Annotated in this window: 14 protein-coding genes; 6 read left to right on the top strand and 8 right to left on the bottom strand. The window is 46.1% G+C overall.

Going from position 1 to position 18,039, the window contains the following annotated elements:
• Nucleotides 1-288 precede the first annotated feature (288 nt).
• The 4 genes from GILYN3_RS10570 to tpiA form a co-directional block, all read right to left on the bottom strand.
• A complete protein-coding gene (locus tag GILYN3_RS10570; RefSeq protein WP_232305568.1) occupies nt 289-1,521 on the bottom strand; it encodes a glycoside hydrolase family 5 protein in 1,233 nt (410 codons plus the stop codon).
• Between the two features lie 182 nt (nt 1,522-1,703).
• Complete coding sequence (locus GILYN3_RS10565) at nt 1,704-2,678, bottom strand: class 1 fructose-bisphosphatase (protein ID WP_049722947.1); 975 nt, start codon at nt 2,676-2,678, stop codon at nt 1,704-1,706.
• Nucleotides 2,671-3,753 carry a class II fructose-bisphosphate aldolase gene (gene fbaA, locus GILYN3_RS10560; protein ID WP_049722946.1) on the bottom strand — a complete coding sequence of 361 codons (1,083 nt, stop codon included), beginning with the start codon at nt 3,751-3,753 and terminating at the stop codon, nt 2,671-2,673. Before fbaA ends, GILYN3_RS10565 begins: the two co-directional genes overlap by 8 nt.
• 16 nt (nt 3,754-3,769) lie before the next feature.
• On the bottom strand, nt 3,770-4,546 hold the full coding sequence (tpiA, locus tag GILYN3_RS10555) for a triose-phosphate isomerase (RefSeq protein ID WP_232305567.1): 777 nt from the start codon (nt 4,544-4,546) through the stop codon (nt 3,770-3,772).
• 373 nt (nt 4,547-4,919) lie between these two features.
• Here tpiA and uxaC point away from each other — a divergent pair, with 373 nt between their 5' ends.
• The gene (uxaC, locus tag GILYN3_RS10550) at nt 4,920-6,338 is read left to right on the top strand and encodes a glucuronate isomerase (RefSeq protein WP_049722945.1); all 1,419 of its coding nucleotides are present in this window, start codon (nt 4,920-4,922) and stop codon (nt 6,336-6,338) included.
• A complete protein-coding gene (locus GILYN3_RS10545) occupies nt 6,335-7,807 on the top strand; it encodes a mannitol dehydrogenase family protein (protein ID WP_049722944.1) in 1,473 nt (490 codons plus the stop codon). Before uxaC ends, GILYN3_RS10545 begins: the two co-directional genes overlap by 4 nt.
• A gap of 17 nt (nt 7,808-7,824) precedes the next feature.
• Here GILYN3_RS10545 and GILYN3_RS10540 read toward each other — a convergent pair whose 3' ends face one another.
• Nucleotides 7,825-8,520, bottom strand: a complete 696-nt coding sequence (locus GILYN3_RS10540) for a FadR/GntR family transcriptional regulator (protein WP_049722943.1) — start codon at nt 8,518-8,520, stop codon at nt 7,825-7,827.
• Between the two features lie 258 nt (nt 8,521-8,778).
• Here GILYN3_RS10540 and GILYN3_RS10535 point away from each other — a divergent pair, with 258 nt between their 5' ends.
• From GILYN3_RS10535 to GILYN3_RS10520, 4 genes are read left to right on the top strand one after another with little or no spacing between them, the layout of a single operon-like run.
• Nucleotides 8,779-9,684: a sugar kinase gene (locus tag GILYN3_RS10535; protein ID WP_084005356.1), complete on the top strand. Its 906-nt coding sequence runs from the start codon at nt 8,779-8,781 to the stop codon at nt 9,682-9,684.
• Nucleotide 9,685: 1 nt separating this feature from the next.
• Entirely contained in the window at nt 9,686-10,675 is a 990-nt protein-coding gene (locus tag GILYN3_RS10530) for a TRAP transporter substrate-binding protein (protein ID WP_049723918.1), read from the top strand.
• Nucleotides 10,675-11,151 carry a TRAP transporter small permease gene (locus GILYN3_RS10525; protein ID WP_049722942.1) on the top strand — a complete coding sequence of 159 codons (477 nt, stop codon included), beginning with the start codon at nt 10,675-10,677 and terminating at the stop codon, nt 11,149-11,151. The genes GILYN3_RS10530 and GILYN3_RS10525 overlap by 1 nt, the downstream gene beginning before the upstream one ends.
• Nucleotides 11,152-11,161: 10 nt before the next feature.
• A complete protein-coding gene (locus GILYN3_RS10520) occupies nt 11,162-12,457 on the top strand; it encodes a TRAP transporter large permease (RefSeq protein WP_049722941.1) in 1,296 nt (431 codons plus the stop codon).
• A gap of 73 nt (nt 12,458-12,530) precedes the next feature.
• Here the strand turns inward: GILYN3_RS10520 and GILYN3_RS10515 are convergent, their stop codons facing one another.
• The 3 genes from GILYN3_RS10515 to kduI form a co-directional block, all read right to left on the bottom strand.
• Nucleotides 12,531-13,730: a polysaccharide lyase gene (locus tag GILYN3_RS10515; RefSeq protein WP_049722940.1), complete on the bottom strand. Its 1,200-nt coding sequence runs from the start codon at nt 13,728-13,730 to the stop codon at nt 12,531-12,533.
• A 297-nt stretch (nt 13,731-14,027) separates the two neighbouring features.
• Nucleotides 14,028-16,988, bottom strand: coding sequence for a TonB-dependent receptor (locus GILYN3_RS10510; RefSeq protein ID WP_049722939.1), 2,961 nt, complete (start codon nt 16,986-16,988; stop codon nt 14,028-14,030).
• A 212-nt stretch (nt 16,989-17,200) separates the two neighbouring features.
• Nucleotides 17,201-18,031 carry a 5-dehydro-4-deoxy-D-glucuronate isomerase gene (kduI, locus tag GILYN3_RS10505; RefSeq protein WP_049722938.1) on the bottom strand — a complete coding sequence of 277 codons (831 nt, stop codon included), beginning with the start codon at nt 18,029-18,031 and terminating at the stop codon, nt 17,201-17,203.
• Between the last annotated feature and the right edge of the window lie 8 nt (nt 18,032-18,039).

Here is an 18,039-nt window from a genome sequence, read left to right as displayed (position 1 = left end):
AGGGGGTTTTTAGGGCCAAGGTCAAGCGAGCCATAATCAAAGGCCATGGTGGTTACTCTCCTGGTGGCGAGGGGGCAGCGCCTCGTTAATAATGTGCTTTAGTCTGCCCTATGGTGCTTTGCATGACAATTGCGATGCGTAAGCGTACTGGAGGTTTTTAGAGTGACGGAGGGTTTTTTAAGGGTAATACAGCTGGGTTATAGGTATTTTCAATACTTGGGTTACGGTTCTCTAGCAACAAAAAAGGCGACCGCTGTGGATCGCCTTTTTATGTAGAGAGTGTTTTGGCTATTGTGTACTGTGGGTAATGGCCTGAATCAGCTCTGGATATACCTGTTCGCCGCTGTCGCGATTAAACAGCCCCATACTGCCATTGTCTGTGCCGCCGTTGTCCCAGTAAACCGGGGCAATTTGATGAGTTATTGCCGATGCGGTAACGGCCTTGTTCCAGGCGATACGATAGGCTTCGTGACCGGCGATTTGCTCGCGACGAATTGCGCCATACTCACCCAGAATAACGCCAATACCTTTGTCGACGAAGGCGTCCTGCATTTTTAGCATTTGGGCGTTGAGAAAATCCTCGTGTGCCCAGCTTTCAGTTCTGGCCGGGTCGTTGGCGCTGTTGCCCCATTGGGTGATGCTGCTGTCGGCGTTTAGGGTAAAGTTGAATGGGTCGTAATAGTGGACCTCCATCAGTAGTTTATCGCTGGCCGAGTCGGTAGGCATAACGGCAAAATTAACGGTGTGGTCGATATTGGTATTAAACCCCTGCACCACTAAAAAGCGGGATGCGTTGTTACCCCCAGTGGCACGCACAGCATCCACAAAGGTTTGGTTAAAGCTGTTTTGTACGGTGTAGTATTCCGCCGTTGGGGAGCCGTAATCGCCCTCTACCAATACCTCATTGGTACCGGCAAAGAGTAAACGTTTGTCGTAGTTGTTAAACCGCTCGGCGATCTGCGTCCACATAATGGCTAAGCGCTCATTAACGTACTCCTGTTCGGCGTAGGTCGGTTGCATCCAACCGCCGTCCCAGTGGATATTAAGCAGCACGTACAGGTCGGCCTTTAGGGCGTAGTTAACCACCTCTTCTACTCGCGCCATCCAGCTGGGCTCAATAATAAAGTTAGCTTCATCGCTAAAGCGGCTCCAGGCAACGGGCAGGCGGATGGTGTCAAAGCCCGCGGCTTTTACCGCGCTGATTAACTCTTGTGATGCTTTAGGGTTGCCCCAGGCCGTCTCACTGCCTATCGCTTCAAGGGTGTTGCCGAGGTTCCAGCCCACACCCATGTGTTGGGTTAGGGTGACACTGCTGAGCAAACCACTGCTATCTGAGCTGGCGCTACTGTGACTGCTGGATGAGAGAGTTGAGGATAATGAGCTGGAGGCTTCAGAGCTGGCTACGCTAGCAGAGGATGACACCGGTGCAATACTGGAGCCGCTAGTGCCGCCGCCTCCGCTACCGCAGGAGGCGAGGCTAAGCGTTAAAAGCAGCATGCTGAGCTTGGGTAAGATATTCAAGGTGGGCCTCACAGGTTTAATTAATTTTTATATATAAACTTAATTTTATATTGAGTGTGAGGTAAAGGCAATGATAAGCCGATGGGGATGACTGAATATTAGGCTTGCAGGTGTGTGTTGGTGTTTTGGCCAGCACGTCTATAACTTGTTTTGTATCAACGAGCTGGCGGTTACACAGAGATTTATAGATAGTTCAAGCAGGTGTGCACTTCGTTGGTCGAACCGGCAATAACAGGTACTTTTTGGTGCAGCGAGGTTGGGACTACACTGAGCAGCGAGGTGCTTTCATTAAAGGCACTGCCGCCGCAGTTTTCAATAATGAGCGCCATTGGGCTTGCCTCGTAAACCAGCCTAAGCTTGCCAGTTTGCAGCTTCTCCCGTTTGTCTGATGGGTACAAAAATACCCCACCGCGACAAATAACCCGATGAATATCGGCCACCATGGCACCGACCCAGCGCATGTTGTAGGGCTTTTGTCGCGGGCCACTACTGCCGTCTAATAAGTGTTGAATATAGTTGCCAAATTCACGCTTCCAGTAGCGGGTGTTGGCCATGTTGACCGAAAACTCAGATGTCTCTTTAGGGATAGAGGTTTTGTTTTCGGTAAGCATAAACATGTTGGCATCTGGCTGTAGGGTAAAAATATAGGTGCCCTTGCCAAAGGTAATTACTAACTGGGTAGCGGGTCCGTAAAGGATGTAGCCGGCACATAGTTGCTGGTTGCCGGCTTGAAAAAATGATGCCTCGGGGCTGCCATCTTTAAGCGCCGGCAAGATAGAAAAAATAGTGCCGACCGAACCGTTAACATCTATGTTGGTTGAGCCATCGAGAGGGTCAAACGCGACCGCGAACTTACCGCTAGGTGATGCGCTAACAACGTTATTTTCCTCCTCTGAGGCGATATACTTTACCGATTTATTTAAGCACAGTTTATCTTTTAAAATCTGATTACTCAGTACATCCAACTGCTTTTGCGTTTCGCCCGAGCTGTTTTGTTGCTCAATAGCGCCGGTTAAGCCCTCGATGGTGCAGCAAGATAAAACTTTAGAGATATCGGTACAAGCTGAAACTATATCTTTAACGACAGTACTTAATTCCAGCTCGATAGCGCTCGACAATAAAAAGTTTTCGAAGCTTTTAAAATGTAGACTATTCATAGCGGTTACAACAGTTGAGGTCAGAGAAGGTGGTTTTTAAGCGTTCGACCATAGAAAGCTCGGCTTTGCGTAGCCATACTCTTGGGTCGTAAAACTTTTTGTTAGGTTTGTGTTGGCCATCGGGGTTGCCGATTTGTGCTTGTAGATAGCCGGCGTTCTCACTGTAATAATTAAATACACCTTGCCAGCTAGCCCATTGGGTGTCGGTGTCGATATTCATTTTAACCACACCGTAGCTGATAGCCTGTTGTATGTCGGCCAGTGATGAGCCTGAGCCGCCATGGAATACGTAGCGCAGAGGCGGGTTTATGGTATCGCCTTGTATGTCGCGCAAGTAATCTCGTGAGTTTTTTAGTATCTCTGGTTGCAGCTGTACATTGCCGGGCATATAAACGCCGTGAACATTGCCAAACGCCGCGGCTATGGTGAAATTAGAACCGATCTTGGCTAACACCTTATAGGCTTCTGCAACCTCGCTTGGTTGTGTGTAAAGCTGGCTGCTATCCATATCGCTATTGTCCACACCATCTTCTTCACCACCGGTACAGCCCAGTTCAATTTCTATTCCCATTCCTAAATCGTGCAGTTTTTGGTAATAGTGTGCAGAGGTGGCAATGTTCTCGGCTAATGGCTCTTCTGATAAATCCAGCATGTGTGAGCTAAACAGCGTGCGACCGGTAGCGGCTAAGCTTTTTTGGTTGGCCTCTAGCAGTCCGTCTATCCAAGGCAGCAATTTTTTAGCTGCATGGTCGGTGTGCAAGATAACCGCTACACCGTAAAACTTTGCAGCAATATCTATATAGGCAGCAGCAGCAATAGCGCCGCGTACTGAGTTTTCTATGGCATCAGCGCCTACCCCTTTGCCGATAAAAAATCCAGCACCGCCATTAGATAATTGAATAATAACTGGCGAGTTTACCGCTTTAGCGGACTCTAATACGGCGTTAACAGAGTTGGTTCCAACTACATTAACCGCGGGCAGGGCATAGCCGTGTTTGAGTGCATGGTTGTAGATGGCTTCGGCATCAGCACCAGTAACAACGCCTGGCTGAATATTTTTTACTGCAGTGTTCATAGCTTCTCCGTAAGAGTTATTTTAGTTCGCACTGGGTACAAATCTGCAAAAAATGCGCAGGATCTAGGCTCGCACCGCCTACCAGTAAACCGTCGATATCAGTTTTTTCTAAAAGCTCGCAAGCGTTCTTGCGGCTTACACTACCGCCATAGAGAATCCTGGTTTTTTGGGAAAACTCATTGTTAAACTTATCGGTTATGCACTCACGAATAAATTTATGAACTTGTTGAGCTTCTTCCGGAACAGCAGATTTACCGGTGCCAATTGCCCAAATGGGTTCGTAGGCGATACACACTTCACCTCTACTAATATCTATTTCGTTTAATCCTTCGTCGAGTTGCCGAAAAATAATATCTTTGGTGATTCCGGCATCTTTTTCTTCTAAGTTTTCACCAATACATAAAACCGGGATCAAGCCATGGGTTAGGGCGTTTTTAACTTTAATGTTGCAGCTTATGTTGTTTTCACGAAACATCTGGCGCCGCTCACTGTGACCAATAAGGCACAGCGAACAGCCTACTTTTTTCAGCATCTCGGCTGAGGTTTCACCGGTGTAAGCGCCAGACTCAAATTTACTCACATTCTGGCTACCTATTTTTACCTCGGAGTGAAACAGCAAACTCAGCATGTCGCGTATATAAATATAGGGCGGGCACACGGCAATATCGGTATCAAACTCTTTACCAACCAATGAGGCGATTGAATTACACATAAGGTCGATGCCGCCATTGAGTTTCCAGTTGGCGATAATTAATGACCGGCGAGCCGTGGTAGAGCTGTCTAGATTTATCACGAAAAGTAGTCCTGAAATTAACGGGATGAATGAGTCGAGCCAGGAACTGACTGGCAAAAGTTCGTACAGTATCTGAGCAAAGGATAGATTAAAAAAATTGGTATGACAACCCTACCAATAATGGATCCTTAGGGTCAAAAAGACTATAAAGGTGGTCGAAAAGATTCAATTAAACTGAGATTTAACGACTTTGAATCAGTGATTATGGCAATAAGAGACTCGATTTATGGGTGGTAAGAGGCTGAAACCTGCATCATCTGGGGTACTTTGTTGTAAATCGAGCTTCTTGTCGTTATATTGGCAAGGTGGTTTTACCGTTTTATGTGTGGCGAGGTGCGCGACGTGTATCGCTTTTGCAAATGTGGAGTTAGCTGTGAGTACACCCTTAATCTTAAATGAAGATCGATTGTTTCCGGTCGAGCCAAGCGCGCGCGCCGTGGCTCGCGAGCTGTACTGCAATATACATAACTTACCTATTATCAGCCCTCATGGTCACACTGACCCGAGTTGGTTTTCGGGCAATGCTAATTTTAGTAACCCTACTGAGCTATTGGTTACGCCCGATCATTATGTGTTTAGGATGCTGTACAGCCAGGGTGTCGATTTGGCCGATTTAGGTATAGCCGGCCCCGCTGGTGTGGTAAAGCCTGGGGTAGATCCAAGAGAGGCGTGGCGAAAATTTGCTAATCACTATTGGCTATTTCGCGCAACCCCAAGTCGTTTGTGGTTAGATTATGTGTTTAAAAATGTGTTTGATCTGCAATTAGTGCTGTCGGCTGAAACATCCGATTTATATTACGACACAATTTTAGAGTGTCTTGCGCAAGAGAATTTTAAGCCGCGGCAGCTGTTTGATCGATTTAATATTGAGCTGTTAGCCACGACTGAATCACCGTTAGATTCACTTCAGCATCACCGCGTTATTGCCGAATCAGATTGGGGCGGCCGAGTGATTACCGCCTTTCGGCCCGATAATGTGATAGACCCAGAGCATGCCGAGTTTAACGCTAATATTGATCGGTTAGAAATTTTAACTGGTGAGAGTGTAGCAAGTTACGCCGGTTATCTTAATGCGTTGCGTAATCGACGAGAGTTTTTTAAGCAGCACGGTGCAACCTCGAGCGATCATGGCCACCCGACGCCGGCTACCGCCGATTTATCGGATCAAGAGGCGGCGGCACTTTATGTTGCCGTTCGCTCCGGCAATGCGAGTGCCGCTGAAGCCGAATTGTTTCGAGCGCAAATGCTAACCGAGATGGCGAAGATGAGCATCGACGATGGTTTGGTGATGCAGATTCATCCCGGTAGCTTTAGAAACCACAACCAATCCTTGTACGAAAAATTTGGCCGCGATAAAGGCGCCGATATACCGGTAAAGGCTGAGTTTGTTAATAACCTAAGGCCGTTGTTATCTAAGCTGGGTAACAATAAAAATTTAGAAATAATTTTGTTTACCTTAGATGAAACTAACTACGCTCGTGAATTGGCGCCATTAGTAGGACACTACCCAAGTCTTAAGGCGGGGCCCGCGTGGTGGTTTCACGATAGCCCCGAAGGTATGAAGCGTTTTCGTGAGCAAATGACTGAGACTGCGGGCTTTTATAATACCGTCGGTTTTAATGACGACACCCGAGCATTTTTGTCTATACCTGCACGGCACGATGTAGCGCGCCGCTGTGATTGCGCCTTTTTAGCGGGTTTAGTTGCCAGTGGTCGCCTGAGTCTAGAGGAGGCCCACGAGGTGGCGCTAGACTTAACCTACAATTTGGCTAAAAAGGCGTATCACCTATGAAACCACAAAAGCCTTTAAATATTGCTAATCTTTCTGAAGCGCCGGCGTTTACCGCTTTGTCGGTTAATAAAAAACCCAGCGATCATAAAATTGTGCACATTGGTATTGGTGCTTTTAGTCGAGCACATCAGGCGCTGTATACTCAAATAGCGAATGATAAAACCGGTAGTCATTGGACTATTGTCGGGGTTAGCTTGCGCAGTCCAGGGGTGCGCAATACGCTAAAACAACAAGATTATTTATACACCATAATGGAGCGTTCTTTATCGCGTACCAATTTGCGTTGTATTACCTGTCTAGAAGATATAGTCGTGGGCAGTGAAGACCCCAATAGCGTACTCGAGCAGCTTGCGAGCGAGCCTACCAAAATAGTCACCATCACCGTGACTGAGAAAGGCTACTGCCAAAAAAATCAACATTTAGATACGTCAAACGCTGATGTGGCAGCCGATATTAAGTCGGGCTTACCTACTACTATGCCGGCATATTTAGCGCACGGGCTGTTAAAGCGTAAAAATATGGGACTGGCTGGCTTAACGATTATTAGCTGCGATAACTTGCCTAACAATGGCGAAATTTTAAAAAATGTTGTTAAAGATTTTGCCTATACGCTAGATACCGATCTGGGACTGTGGATCGACGCCAACGTTAAATTTTGCTCGACCATGGTAGATAGAATTGTCCCGGCAGCAACAGCGCAAGTGATTGAGGCGATCTCCGAGGCGGTGGGTCTTGTGGATGAAGGGGCACTATTGTGCGAGCCCTTTAGGCAGTGGGTTATTGAGGATAATTTTGCCGGCACTAGACCCGAGTGGGAAGCCGCCGGCGCGTTGCTGGTTACGGATGTCGCCGCTTATGAAAAACTTAAACTGCGAATGCTGAACGGCTGCCACTCCGCTATAGCTTATATTGGCACGCTACTGGGCGATGAGTATATTCACGAAACCATTGCTAGGCCGACAGTGCAAGAGTTTATCAGGCGTTTAATGGGTGACGAGCAAAGCCAGTCACTTGAGGTGCCGCGAGGCATTGATATTACGGCATATAGCGAGACGATTATCGAGCGATTTGAAAATAAGTATGTGCCCTATCGAAATGCTCAAGTGGCTACCGATGGTTCGCTAAAATTACCGCAACGATTACTTTTTTCGGCGTTGGATTTAAACAATAAAGGTATATCGGCAGAGTTTATTGCGCTGTCAGTGGCGGCTTGGGTAAGTTATTTAATGGTTTATCAAAAAACTAAAGGCTACTCGGTAAATGATCCAAATTTAGCCCTGTTAGAGACAATTGTTGCGGCTAATATCGATAGCGCTGAAGCTGTGGTGCAACATCTTATTGCCGAGGCAGGAGTTTTTCCTCAGCCGTTGCAGAGCGATGCCGAATTTACCGATGCAATTATTCGGCATCTAATCAAAATTCAGGAAGAGGGTGTTGAGCGGGCAATTAGTGTGGTAATTACCCGTTAATAAAAGCCGGCCAGCTTTTAGTTTGGCCGGCCAAAATGGGTTGCGGCGGCTTCAGAGGCGTTATCGATGTGAACCCGCATGGCATTACGAGCTTTCTCTGGATTTCTTTGTTCTAGCGCTTCGACGATACGCTTGTGATCTTCGATAGAGGGGTGAACTCCCTCTTTTCTAAGGCGGGCAAGAAACGCCGTGCTCAGCTCAGACTCATTGCGTAATTCCCATAGCCAATTGACAACCGCTGAGATCGCGCTGTTTTGACTGGCATCAGCAATGATTTTGTGGAAAGTCCAATCGGCTTTTTCTGACGCGTCATCGTGCTTTTCTTCTTCGGCCATATCTCGTAGGGCCATCTTGAGTTGAGCTATTTGCTCGTCGGTAATCCGGGCGGCAGCTAAAGCACACGCTTCAGCCTCTAAAATATAGCGGATTTCTAAGATCTCAAAAGGGCCAACGCCTTTATCGGCGGTGTCTAGTTTGGGTTTAGTATGGGATACATAAATGCCAGAACCGGTGCGAATTTCGATGATTCCAGATAGCTCCATGGCGATCATAGCTTCGCGAATTGTTGGGCGACTCACTCCAAGCTTTTCGGCTAAATCACGCTCAGGTGGGAATTTATCTCCAGGTTTCAGGGTTCCGTCTTTCACCAATCCGGAAAGTTGTTCGGCCACCTTGACATATAAACGGTCTGTTTTGATCGTGCGAAATTCCACTGTACTAACCCACTAAAGATTTGGGAAAAGCCTGGTGCCAGGCCTTCGATAATCGCCAGTATCCAGAGACTTTGGATACGGCGAGGCTGGTTGCAATTGTTAGCATATATTAACCAAGTTAACGCAATCATTGAACTCATTTGATTGATATTTAAATTTTGTTTTTGTATTTGGCAAGATATATCATATCATGGTAAGGTGGTATTACCAATTAAGTGGGTTGATAATGACAATAAGTCGTAAACGTAGTGTTTATTTATGAAAAATAAAATTGTTACCTTTGGCGAATGCATGCTCGAACTGTCTCAGTTCGGCGGCCAAGACTACCGACTTGCCTATGGCGGCGACACTTTAAACTCGGCGGTTTATATGGCCCGTGCCGGTGCCGATGTAAGTTTCTTAACGGCTTTGGGCTGCGACCAATACAGTGATTACTTAATAGGTAGATGGCGTCAAGAAGGGGTTGGCACCGAGCTGGTAAGGCGTTTTGATGGCAAGGTGCCAGGCCTGTATATCATTGCTACCGATGACAACGGCGAGCGCAGTTTTGAATATTGGCGTCAAGCGGCACCGGTAAAAGATCTAATTAAACTAAAACCCGAAGCGCTAACTGAGCTGGCAGACGTTGCTATTTTTTATCTCAGTGGCATCACACTGTCGTTGTTTGATACTGCAGACCGCCGCGCAATACTAGAGTTTTTAACCGCACACCGAGCGCGTGGTGGGGTTGTAGCTTTTGATACTAATTACCGTGCTAAAGGTTGGCAGTCGCCGGCACAGGCACAGGATGCCATAAGCACAATTTTAGCTCAGGTGGATATTGCCTTACCCAGTTTTGACGACGAGCAAGAGCTATTTGGATTTGCCACTATAGATGCCTGTGTTGAGCATTATCGCCAGCTGGGGGTTAACGAAGTGGTTATTAAAGATGGCAAAAACGGCTGTTATAGTCTTATTAACGGCGAGTTGTCGCGCCATCCATTAAAAACTATTGTTAAACCGGTTGATACGACATCGGCCGGCGATTCATTTAATGGTGCTTACATTGCGGCAAAATCACTGGGTAAGTCGGTGGCAGATTCTATAGTTGATGGCCAAGCCTGCGCGGCGTACGTAATACAACATCCTGGCGCCATTGTCGATCGAGAAAATATCAAACATTGAGATAAAACTTGTGAAAACTATAACGATAAAATTAGTCTTGTTAACGTTTATTTGTGTGGTGCTTGCCTCCTGCGGTAAGGGCCATGAAGCGCGAGTATTAAAGTTAGCCCACGGGTTAGACGCAAAACATCCGGTGCACCTCTCGATGGTATTTTTTGCCGAGCAGCTAGCGAAATACTCCCAGGGCGAAATGACGGTTCAGATTTACCCGTCGGGCCAGCTGGGTAGCGAGCGCGAACTCATTGAGTTGATTCAAATAGGTAGCATCGATTTTACAAAGGTGTCGGCCAGCTCACTTGAGCCGTTTATTCCTAAAATGAAGATATTTAGCGTGCCGTACTTGTTTCGCGATGGCGAACATCTGTGGCGGGTACTTAATGGACCAATCGGGAAAGATTTACTAAATTCGGGTACACCCTACCGAATACAAGGCTTGGGTTACTACGATGCTGGCAGCCGGAGCTTTTATACCACTAAAGACCCTGTTAACTCACCCAGTGATTTAAAAGGCATGAAGATCCGGGTAATGAACAGTCCATCGGCTGTGGCTATGGTAAAAAGCATGGGTGGCTCGCCTACCCCTATATCGTGGGGCGAACTGTATACCTCATTACAGCAAGGGGTGGTGGATGGGGCCGAAAACAATCTGCCAAGCTTCTATTTATCAAAGCACTATGAAGTGGCGAAGTATTTAATTCTTGATGAGCACACCTCTATTCCAGATGTGGTTATTACCGGCACCAAAAGTTGGGGTAAATTAACCGTGCAACAGCGTGGTTGGGTTGCGCAAGCTATGGCTGACTCGGTAGCTTATGAGCGAAAGCTTTGGCGTAAGGTAAGCCTGGAGTCATTGGCAGCAGTGCGCGAGGCTGGTGTTGAAGTTGTTGTGGCCGATAAAAAATTGTTTGTCGACAGTGTCAAACCCATCCACGATGCGCTTGCAAACTCTGAACATGGCGAATTATTTAAAAGTATACAGGAGGTTCGCTAATGTCCCTGTCTAAAGTGTGTAACCGGGTAGATTATTTTTTAGAAGTGTTTACCAGTGCCCTAATGGTAGCATTGGTGCTAAATGTTACCTGGCAGGTAGTCACCCGGTTTTTTACCAATGATCCAAGCTCATTTACTGAAGAGCTAGCACGGTTTTTCTTGATCTGGATTGCATTTTTAGGTTCGGCTCATGCATTTAGGAAAGGTGCTCATTTAGGCTTGGATTACTTTGTTGAAAAGTTCTCGCCAGCCGCACAAGCCAAAATCGTAAAAACTATTCTATTGTTTGTCGTGTTGTTTAGTGTCTGTATTTTGATCGTTGGAGGCAGCTGTTTGGCGTATCTGGCTTGGGAGCTTGATCAAAAATCGGCGTCTTTGGGGTTATCCATAAGTATTGTGTATTTGGCAATTCCTATTAGTGGCCTGCTGTTTCTATTGTTTTCGGCCGAATCCTTTAAAAACTACTCCAATAATTAGTGAGAAGCTCATGGATATCTCCGTTGTTATTTTAATATCAAGTTTTGTTGCACTATTGCTGCTAAATGTTCCTATCGGTGTGGCAATCGCGCTATCGGGATTTTTCTCATTGCTATTAAGTTTAGACTTTGTCTCAACTACCACCACAATGGCCCAGCGTATGTCGGCTGGTGTTGATAGTTTTGCTCTTTTGGCAATTCCATTTTTTATTCTGTCTGGATTTTTAATGGGCCAAGGCGGTATCGCTCATCGGTTAATTGAGTTTGCCAAAATTATGGTGGGACGACTGCCCGGTGGTTTGGCGTTTGTTAATATTTTATCTTGTACGCTATTTGGTGCTATTTCTGGCTCTGCGGTTGCGGCTACCTCCGCGATTGGTGGTTTTGTCATACCAGAGATGGAGAAGGACGGTTACAGTCGTGAGTTCTCAACGGCGGTGACAGTGACTGCCTCGACCACAGGTATGTTGATTCCGCCTAGTAACATTTTAATTGTTTACTCTCTTGCCAGTGGTGGTGTCTCTATTGCTGCATTATTTTTAGCGGGATATCTTCCTGGGTTAATTGTTGCTCTGTGTTTGATGATCGCCAGTGCAATTTACGCCAAGATGAAAGGTTATGGAGAATCTTCTGAAAAACAATCGGGACAGGTTTTTAAAAAAACGTTTGATGCTCTACCAAGTTTGTTTTTAGTGATATTGGTGATAGGTGGTATTGTCTCGGGTTACTTTACCCCGACTGAAGCGGGTGCCATTGCAGTGCTGTATTCATTTGTTTTATCAACATTTGTTTATAAAGAAGTAAAATTTAAAGATTTATCAGGGGTGTTGAATAAATCTGTTTGTACCACCGCGATTGTTATGCTGTTAATTGCTGCGTCGTCGGCTATGTCTTGGGTGTTATCTTACGAGAATATCCCGCAGTCTATTAGTCAGTTCTTTTTGGGCTTTAGTAATAACCCGATTGTTGTGTTGCTAATGATTAACCTACTGTTGTTGTTGGTAGGTACGTTTTTAGATATGACCCCAGCAGTGCTGATCTTTACCCCGATATTTTTACCTATTGTAGAGGCGCTTGGTATTTCGCCTATCCACTTTGGTATCATTATGATTCTTAACTTGTCGATTGGTCTTTGTACCCCGCCGGTTGGCAGTGTACTTTTTGTCGGTTGCAGTATTGGAAAGACCTCGATTTCTAAAATCATTTCACCATTGTTGCCCTTATATTTAGCGATGTTTATTGCTCTGTTAATTATTATTTGCGTTCCAACGTTGTCGACTTGGTTGCCTGGGCTGTTTTCACTTTAAACAAACTGTTTAAATTATCAGCCAGCCTAGGTATAGAGCTAGACTGGCTATTTTCACTCTGAAAAAATAGTGATTATAAGGCTCTAACTTTAAGATAATTACAGCCGTTGCTAGCATTGATGTTGAGTTTAGTACCTGTCAAAGAATTTGTTGCTTGATAGTTGTCGGGTACGGTTACAGAACCACTGCCATCCACTGATTGAATGGATCCCCTAAAGTCGCAAGACGGTTGTGCGTCACTATCCCACACGGCAAAGGTTTTTCCGGCAAGGTTGCTGGTAAACTGTAAGCATGAATAATGGTAGAGATTAATTTCATGTTTACCAGAGCCGTCAGGGATGGTCATGCAATTGCCGTTGGTGCTGCTAGAGCTTGAACTACTAGATGAGCTGCCTGCAGTTGAACTACTAGAGCTTGCATTGCCGGAATTGGGTAGTGCATTCATACCAATCGGATTGCTCGATACAATAAAGTCATCATAAATGGCGTACACGTCGGAGGTGGGTTGCCACTGTGTTACGGGCGCGCTTGAACCACCAAAAAAGGTCGAGAAGTACAGATGATTTAATTGCGTATTGCTGTGGCCCAGTGCGCGCACCCCTGTGTTGTCGGTGTCGTCACAGACTAGCTCGCCGTCTAGCCAGCCTTGTAATATACCGTCGCGCTGCCCTGGGGTGTTGAGCTTTTGGCGTATTTCTATGTGATGCCATTGGCCTGGAACCACTTTCGCGTGGTAGCCGGCATCATCCCAAAAGATCCGATAAGGCTCGGCACCATTGCTATTGTTTACTTCATAGCCATGTACATAAAACTCTAACTTACCTTGCTCGCGCCACATTAGTCGAGTGGTAAAGCCGTTGTCGCCGTAGGGGAAGTTAGTAGCGCCGCCAAGGCCGGGCATTTTGCCGCCCTTAACAAAGTCAAAATTGTGATCAAACTTAACCCAGTAAGACATATACATTTCATCGCGGCTTTGCGATAAGTTGGTCTCCCATGTGGCGCCGCTAGGGGTTGATTGGTTACTGTAGGCGGGATAAGTTATCTTTGCCGCTTTACCCGAATTAGAATCGGTAACAATTTCTACTCGACCTTCATCGGGTCCTTTTGCGTAACGCGTATCCCAAGATTGCTTGATAGCGCGGTCATTTACCTTGCCTAAACTTAAGCTCTCAAAGCCATTTGAGTAAATTATTTCGGCCTGGATACTGTTTATCAACAACCCTTGTGCGAGCACAAGTAATAACAGTAATTTTAATGATAGATATCGAATCATGATAGTTTCCTTTTTATTGTTTACTTTTTAGTGGTTAAAAAAAAGCCGGTGCAAGGCACCGGCAAAAGAGAGCCACATTCAAAATGGCTATTCTGAGGAGAATACTATTACAGAAACTTATGCTGTGAGGATAAAGCGCAAGTTTGACCATAAACGTGAGTGTCTGCCAAATAACATTTTCATATAAAGTTTCTGTTAGACTGGAGGTCAGCCTCAAATCTGAGACTGACCTAATAATGCCTGTTAAGCGGTGAGACAGCTGTGGGCAAGCCCAGACATTATTCAAGTTAAGCTAACTTAGAAGCGGTAACTCGCACCAAATGTAATTCTACGATCTGGATAACCTGCAAAACATACGGGGCCAGTCTCAGATACACAAGTTTGAAGAATACCTTCTTCGGTCAGGTTAACCGCTTCAACACCAATGTTTAGCTGATCGGTAACATCATAACTAACACTAGCGTTTAACTGACCTCTGTCGTGATTTACAACAGGGAAACTATAGGTACTACTGCCACTAGCACCGCCTGCAAAGTCTAATGAACGGAATGCTTCACGCCATGTGTAACGCATTCTGACCGAAAGGCCGTGCTTCTCGTAGTAGCCAGTAATGTTATAAGCATTTTCAGAGAACTCTAGCAGCCCCTGAGGTATTGAAAAATCACCTAGCACAGCTTGACCACGACCAGACGTTTCATCAATTTGTGAACCACCTGAAAACTCCTGCCAAGTGTAGTTAGCCAAGAAACCAAAACCTGAAGCCCAGCCTAGAGAGTCCTCAAACTCTGCGAGGTCATACTGAACCTGCATCTCAACGCCTTTTTGAGTCGTTGTCGAAGAATCGTTACCTCTTTGGCTAGAGTCAACACACAAGCCTACGGTGTTTGGATCACCTAAGGTATTAGGTATAACGGTTGGGTTCCAAACACCACCGCCTGGACATGATGGATCATTTGAACGTTCGAGACCACCAACGGTTGTAGTGCTTTCAGTCAGGGGCGCACCGTTAAAGATCGTAGTAATAATATTACTACGATCTTTTTTGAAGAAAGCAACACTAGCTACCGCAGAAGGTGCAAAGTACCATTCAACAGAAAGATCTAAAGAATCTACTTCTTCTGGCTCAAGATTTGAGTTGCCCAGCTCTAATACAGAAGTCTCAGACTGACTATAGGTGAAGCCTTCATTTAGATCATTAAAGTCAGGGCGTCTAATATCTGAACCGTAGGCTGCACGAATGACTACGTCGTCAGTTACTTGAGCGGTTAAGTTCAAACGAGGTAAGAAGAAATCGTACTTTCCACTGGTAGTTTTTAACGAGCGAACACCATTCACTTCAGTCCCATAAGCAACCGAATCAATTTCGGATTCTACATACCGAAACCCGATGTTACCGCTGAGCATGCCGTACTCGAAGTTAGCTTGGGTGTAGAACGCGGTTGTATCTTCTTCAACTAGATAGTATGCGTTTAAGTCTTCTTCTAGGCCTAATGAAGTAGCGCCAGTACCTTCAGGGAATAGTGCTCGGTTGGCCGCAAAAGCAGATTCAAAGATATCGATTGTGCCATCGGGATCAGAGAAGGCTTTGTCTGCGTCAATCATTAAGAAGTCGCCAACAAATAGTTCACGATCACCCGTATCACCATAGTTAGATGGCCCGGGAACAACAACATCAGAGAACAGAGAAGCTCTTGGTGAGTCACCTAATTTGCTGAAGTTACCAAGCTTATCGTTAATGGTTACTGATTCAGCAGAGGTGCTGTTGAAGCGCAAGCCGGCATCAATCGATGTGATTCCAAACTCTTCAAGAGTGTAAGAGAAGTCAACACGGAACTGGTCATCGCTGTTTTCTTGTGTGTCACGGCTCACATCTAATGCACGAAGCACATAGTTATCAGCTGAAAGCAAATCTGCAACGGTTGGAGCGTATTCGTTGTCAAAATCGATACCAAATGCTAGAGCACCACCAGACAAATCATAAATATAGGGTACAGCGTTGTCATTGCCAGTCGCGGCAGTAACAGTATAACCACCACCGTCAAGAGGAGTGTTGGGGTTGATGAAGTTCATGGTTGTGTTTAGCTTAGGCGTGCTTGTGTCAGACGCTGCTGAGGAAATTTCAAAACTTGCGGTCAGCTTATCGCCTTGCCACTCACCACCAACACTAAACAAAGTGGTGTCTGTAACGCGTGCGTTTGTTTCACTAGTCACGCGCATGTTTGGATCGTCATCATCGAAATCAAGATTCGGAGATAAACGACCCGTTTCAGCCATTTGGAATTCACCCAGTCCATAGCCGAAATCTACGGTTTCGTATGAGTCTGGGGTAGAGATGGATCTTATGGAGCCGACGCCTGAGCCTTCAATTTTGTATGAGTCGCGGCTTCGTTCTTGATTGTTGACGATAACATCGGCATGGAATTTTAATTGATCGCTGGGCGCCCACTCAAAAGTCGATGCAACGTTCACTGTCTCGTAGCTATCATTTTCTTGTTCTTGCAGCAAGAAGTTGATGCCGTTGAAAGTATTGTCACCTTGAGTAACGACAACATCACGGTCAGCACGAGGGCGGAAAGACAAAGCTTCTTGCTCGGTGTAACTACCGCTGATGACAAAACCAAAGTCACCAGCACTGGTTTCCCAAGTGTCGCCATAGGCGCCTGAAAGTCTAGGCTGAATGCCTTCTGTACTTAGGCTGCTGTCTTCGCCTTGAACTCTTATTGATCCTAATGTTTCGCTTAAGTCTAATGGACGAATAGTTCTTAGGTTAACCGTACCGCCTACAGAGCCTTCAACAGTTTTGGCATCTGGAGCCTTTGTTACTTCAACCGCTGCAATAATGGCTGGGTTAACATCTTCAAAACCAATACCGCTACGGCCAGAACCTGAACCTACAGTAGCAACACCGTTGATTTCTACGCGGTTAGCGTTAGTACCACGAATTTGTACACCAGTACCCACACCTGCAGTACGAGTAATTTGAACGCCTGTGATGTTCTCCATTACTTCTGCAAGGTTTTGATCGGGTAGTTTACCAATGTCGTCAGCGATGATGACTTCGACTAATTTAGGTGACGAGCGCTTTTCTTCAAGAGCGTTTGCCAGCGAAGCGCGGATGCCTGTTACGACAACTTCTTCTAATTTAGAGGAATCTGACAGGTCTTGAGCCGTTGCACTGGAGGCGGCGAGGGCAATTGAAACACCGAGTAGGGATTTTTTGAAAAGTTTTAAGTGCGGTTGAGATGTTCTTTTTTTCATAATGAGTCCTTCGTTTATTTATTATGTGAAGCACAGTCGCCCTCCCGTCATCTTGTTTTGTAAATGATTCATGTGGTTCTGGTGCAACCCTCAGAGTACGGGCGGGTGCTATGAATTTATTTGAATATGGGATGGTAGTCAAGTGGTAAGGCCGAAATGTGTGTTTTTCCGTGATGACTCCCTCTTTTATTGCCGGCCTTACCTCTTAATGATTACGAAATCTTGCTAATGGGAATGTGGTCCATGTCGTCAAAGGTTTGGTTTTCACCCCCCATGGCCCAGATGAAAGTGTAATTAGTGGTGCCGGCGCCACTGTGAATTGACCACGCTGGTGATATAACAGCCGTGCCTGCGGCCAACACTAAGCTGCGGGTTTCGCTGGGTTCGCCCATAAAGTGAAACACGCGGTTATCGTCGTTGTACTCAAAGTACATATAAATTTCACTGCGTCGACGGTGGGTGTGGGGCGGCTTGGTGTTCCAAACACTGCCCGAGGCCAGCTCGGTAAAGCCCATAACCAACTGGCAGCTGTCGACAATTCCTGGGCGAATCGACTGGTTGATAACCCGGTCGTTAGATTCAGTGGCGCTGCCCAGCTCTATATGGTGAGCATCTGCTTTGGTGACATGAGTCGTTTGAGTGGTGCGGTGCGCGGGGTAGCTAACAATGTAGTACTGCGCCGGCTCTGAGGGGTTAACGCTGGCAAAGCTTATGTCTTTGCTTTCGCGGGCAATGTACAGCGAATCTTTGTATTGCATATCGTAGCTGACGCCGTCTACCTCAATGGTGCCAGCGCCGCCGATGTTGATAACTCCAATTTCTCGGCGTTGGCAAAAATAGTCAGAACCCAGCTCTTTTGATTGTGGTAACCCCAGTGGTTGCTCTTGAGGTACGGAGCTGCCAACGATGGCGCGATCGACGTCGGTATAGGTGAGAACAGTTTCACCCGGCACGAACAATTCATCGACCACAAAGGCCTGTTTTAGCTCGGAGTTGGTCATGCGTTTGTAGCTATTAATGTCGGCGGTATAGCGTAATTTCATGGTTCACC

Source organism: Gilvimarinus polysaccharolyticus (assembly GCF_001187555.1).
Lineage (GTDB): Bacteria > Pseudomonadota > Gammaproteobacteria > Pseudomonadales > Cellvibrionaceae > Gilvimarinus > Gilvimarinus polysaccharolyticus.
Note: the sequence above shows the minus strand (reverse complement) of the source record. Positions and strands in the feature narration are given on the sequence as shown.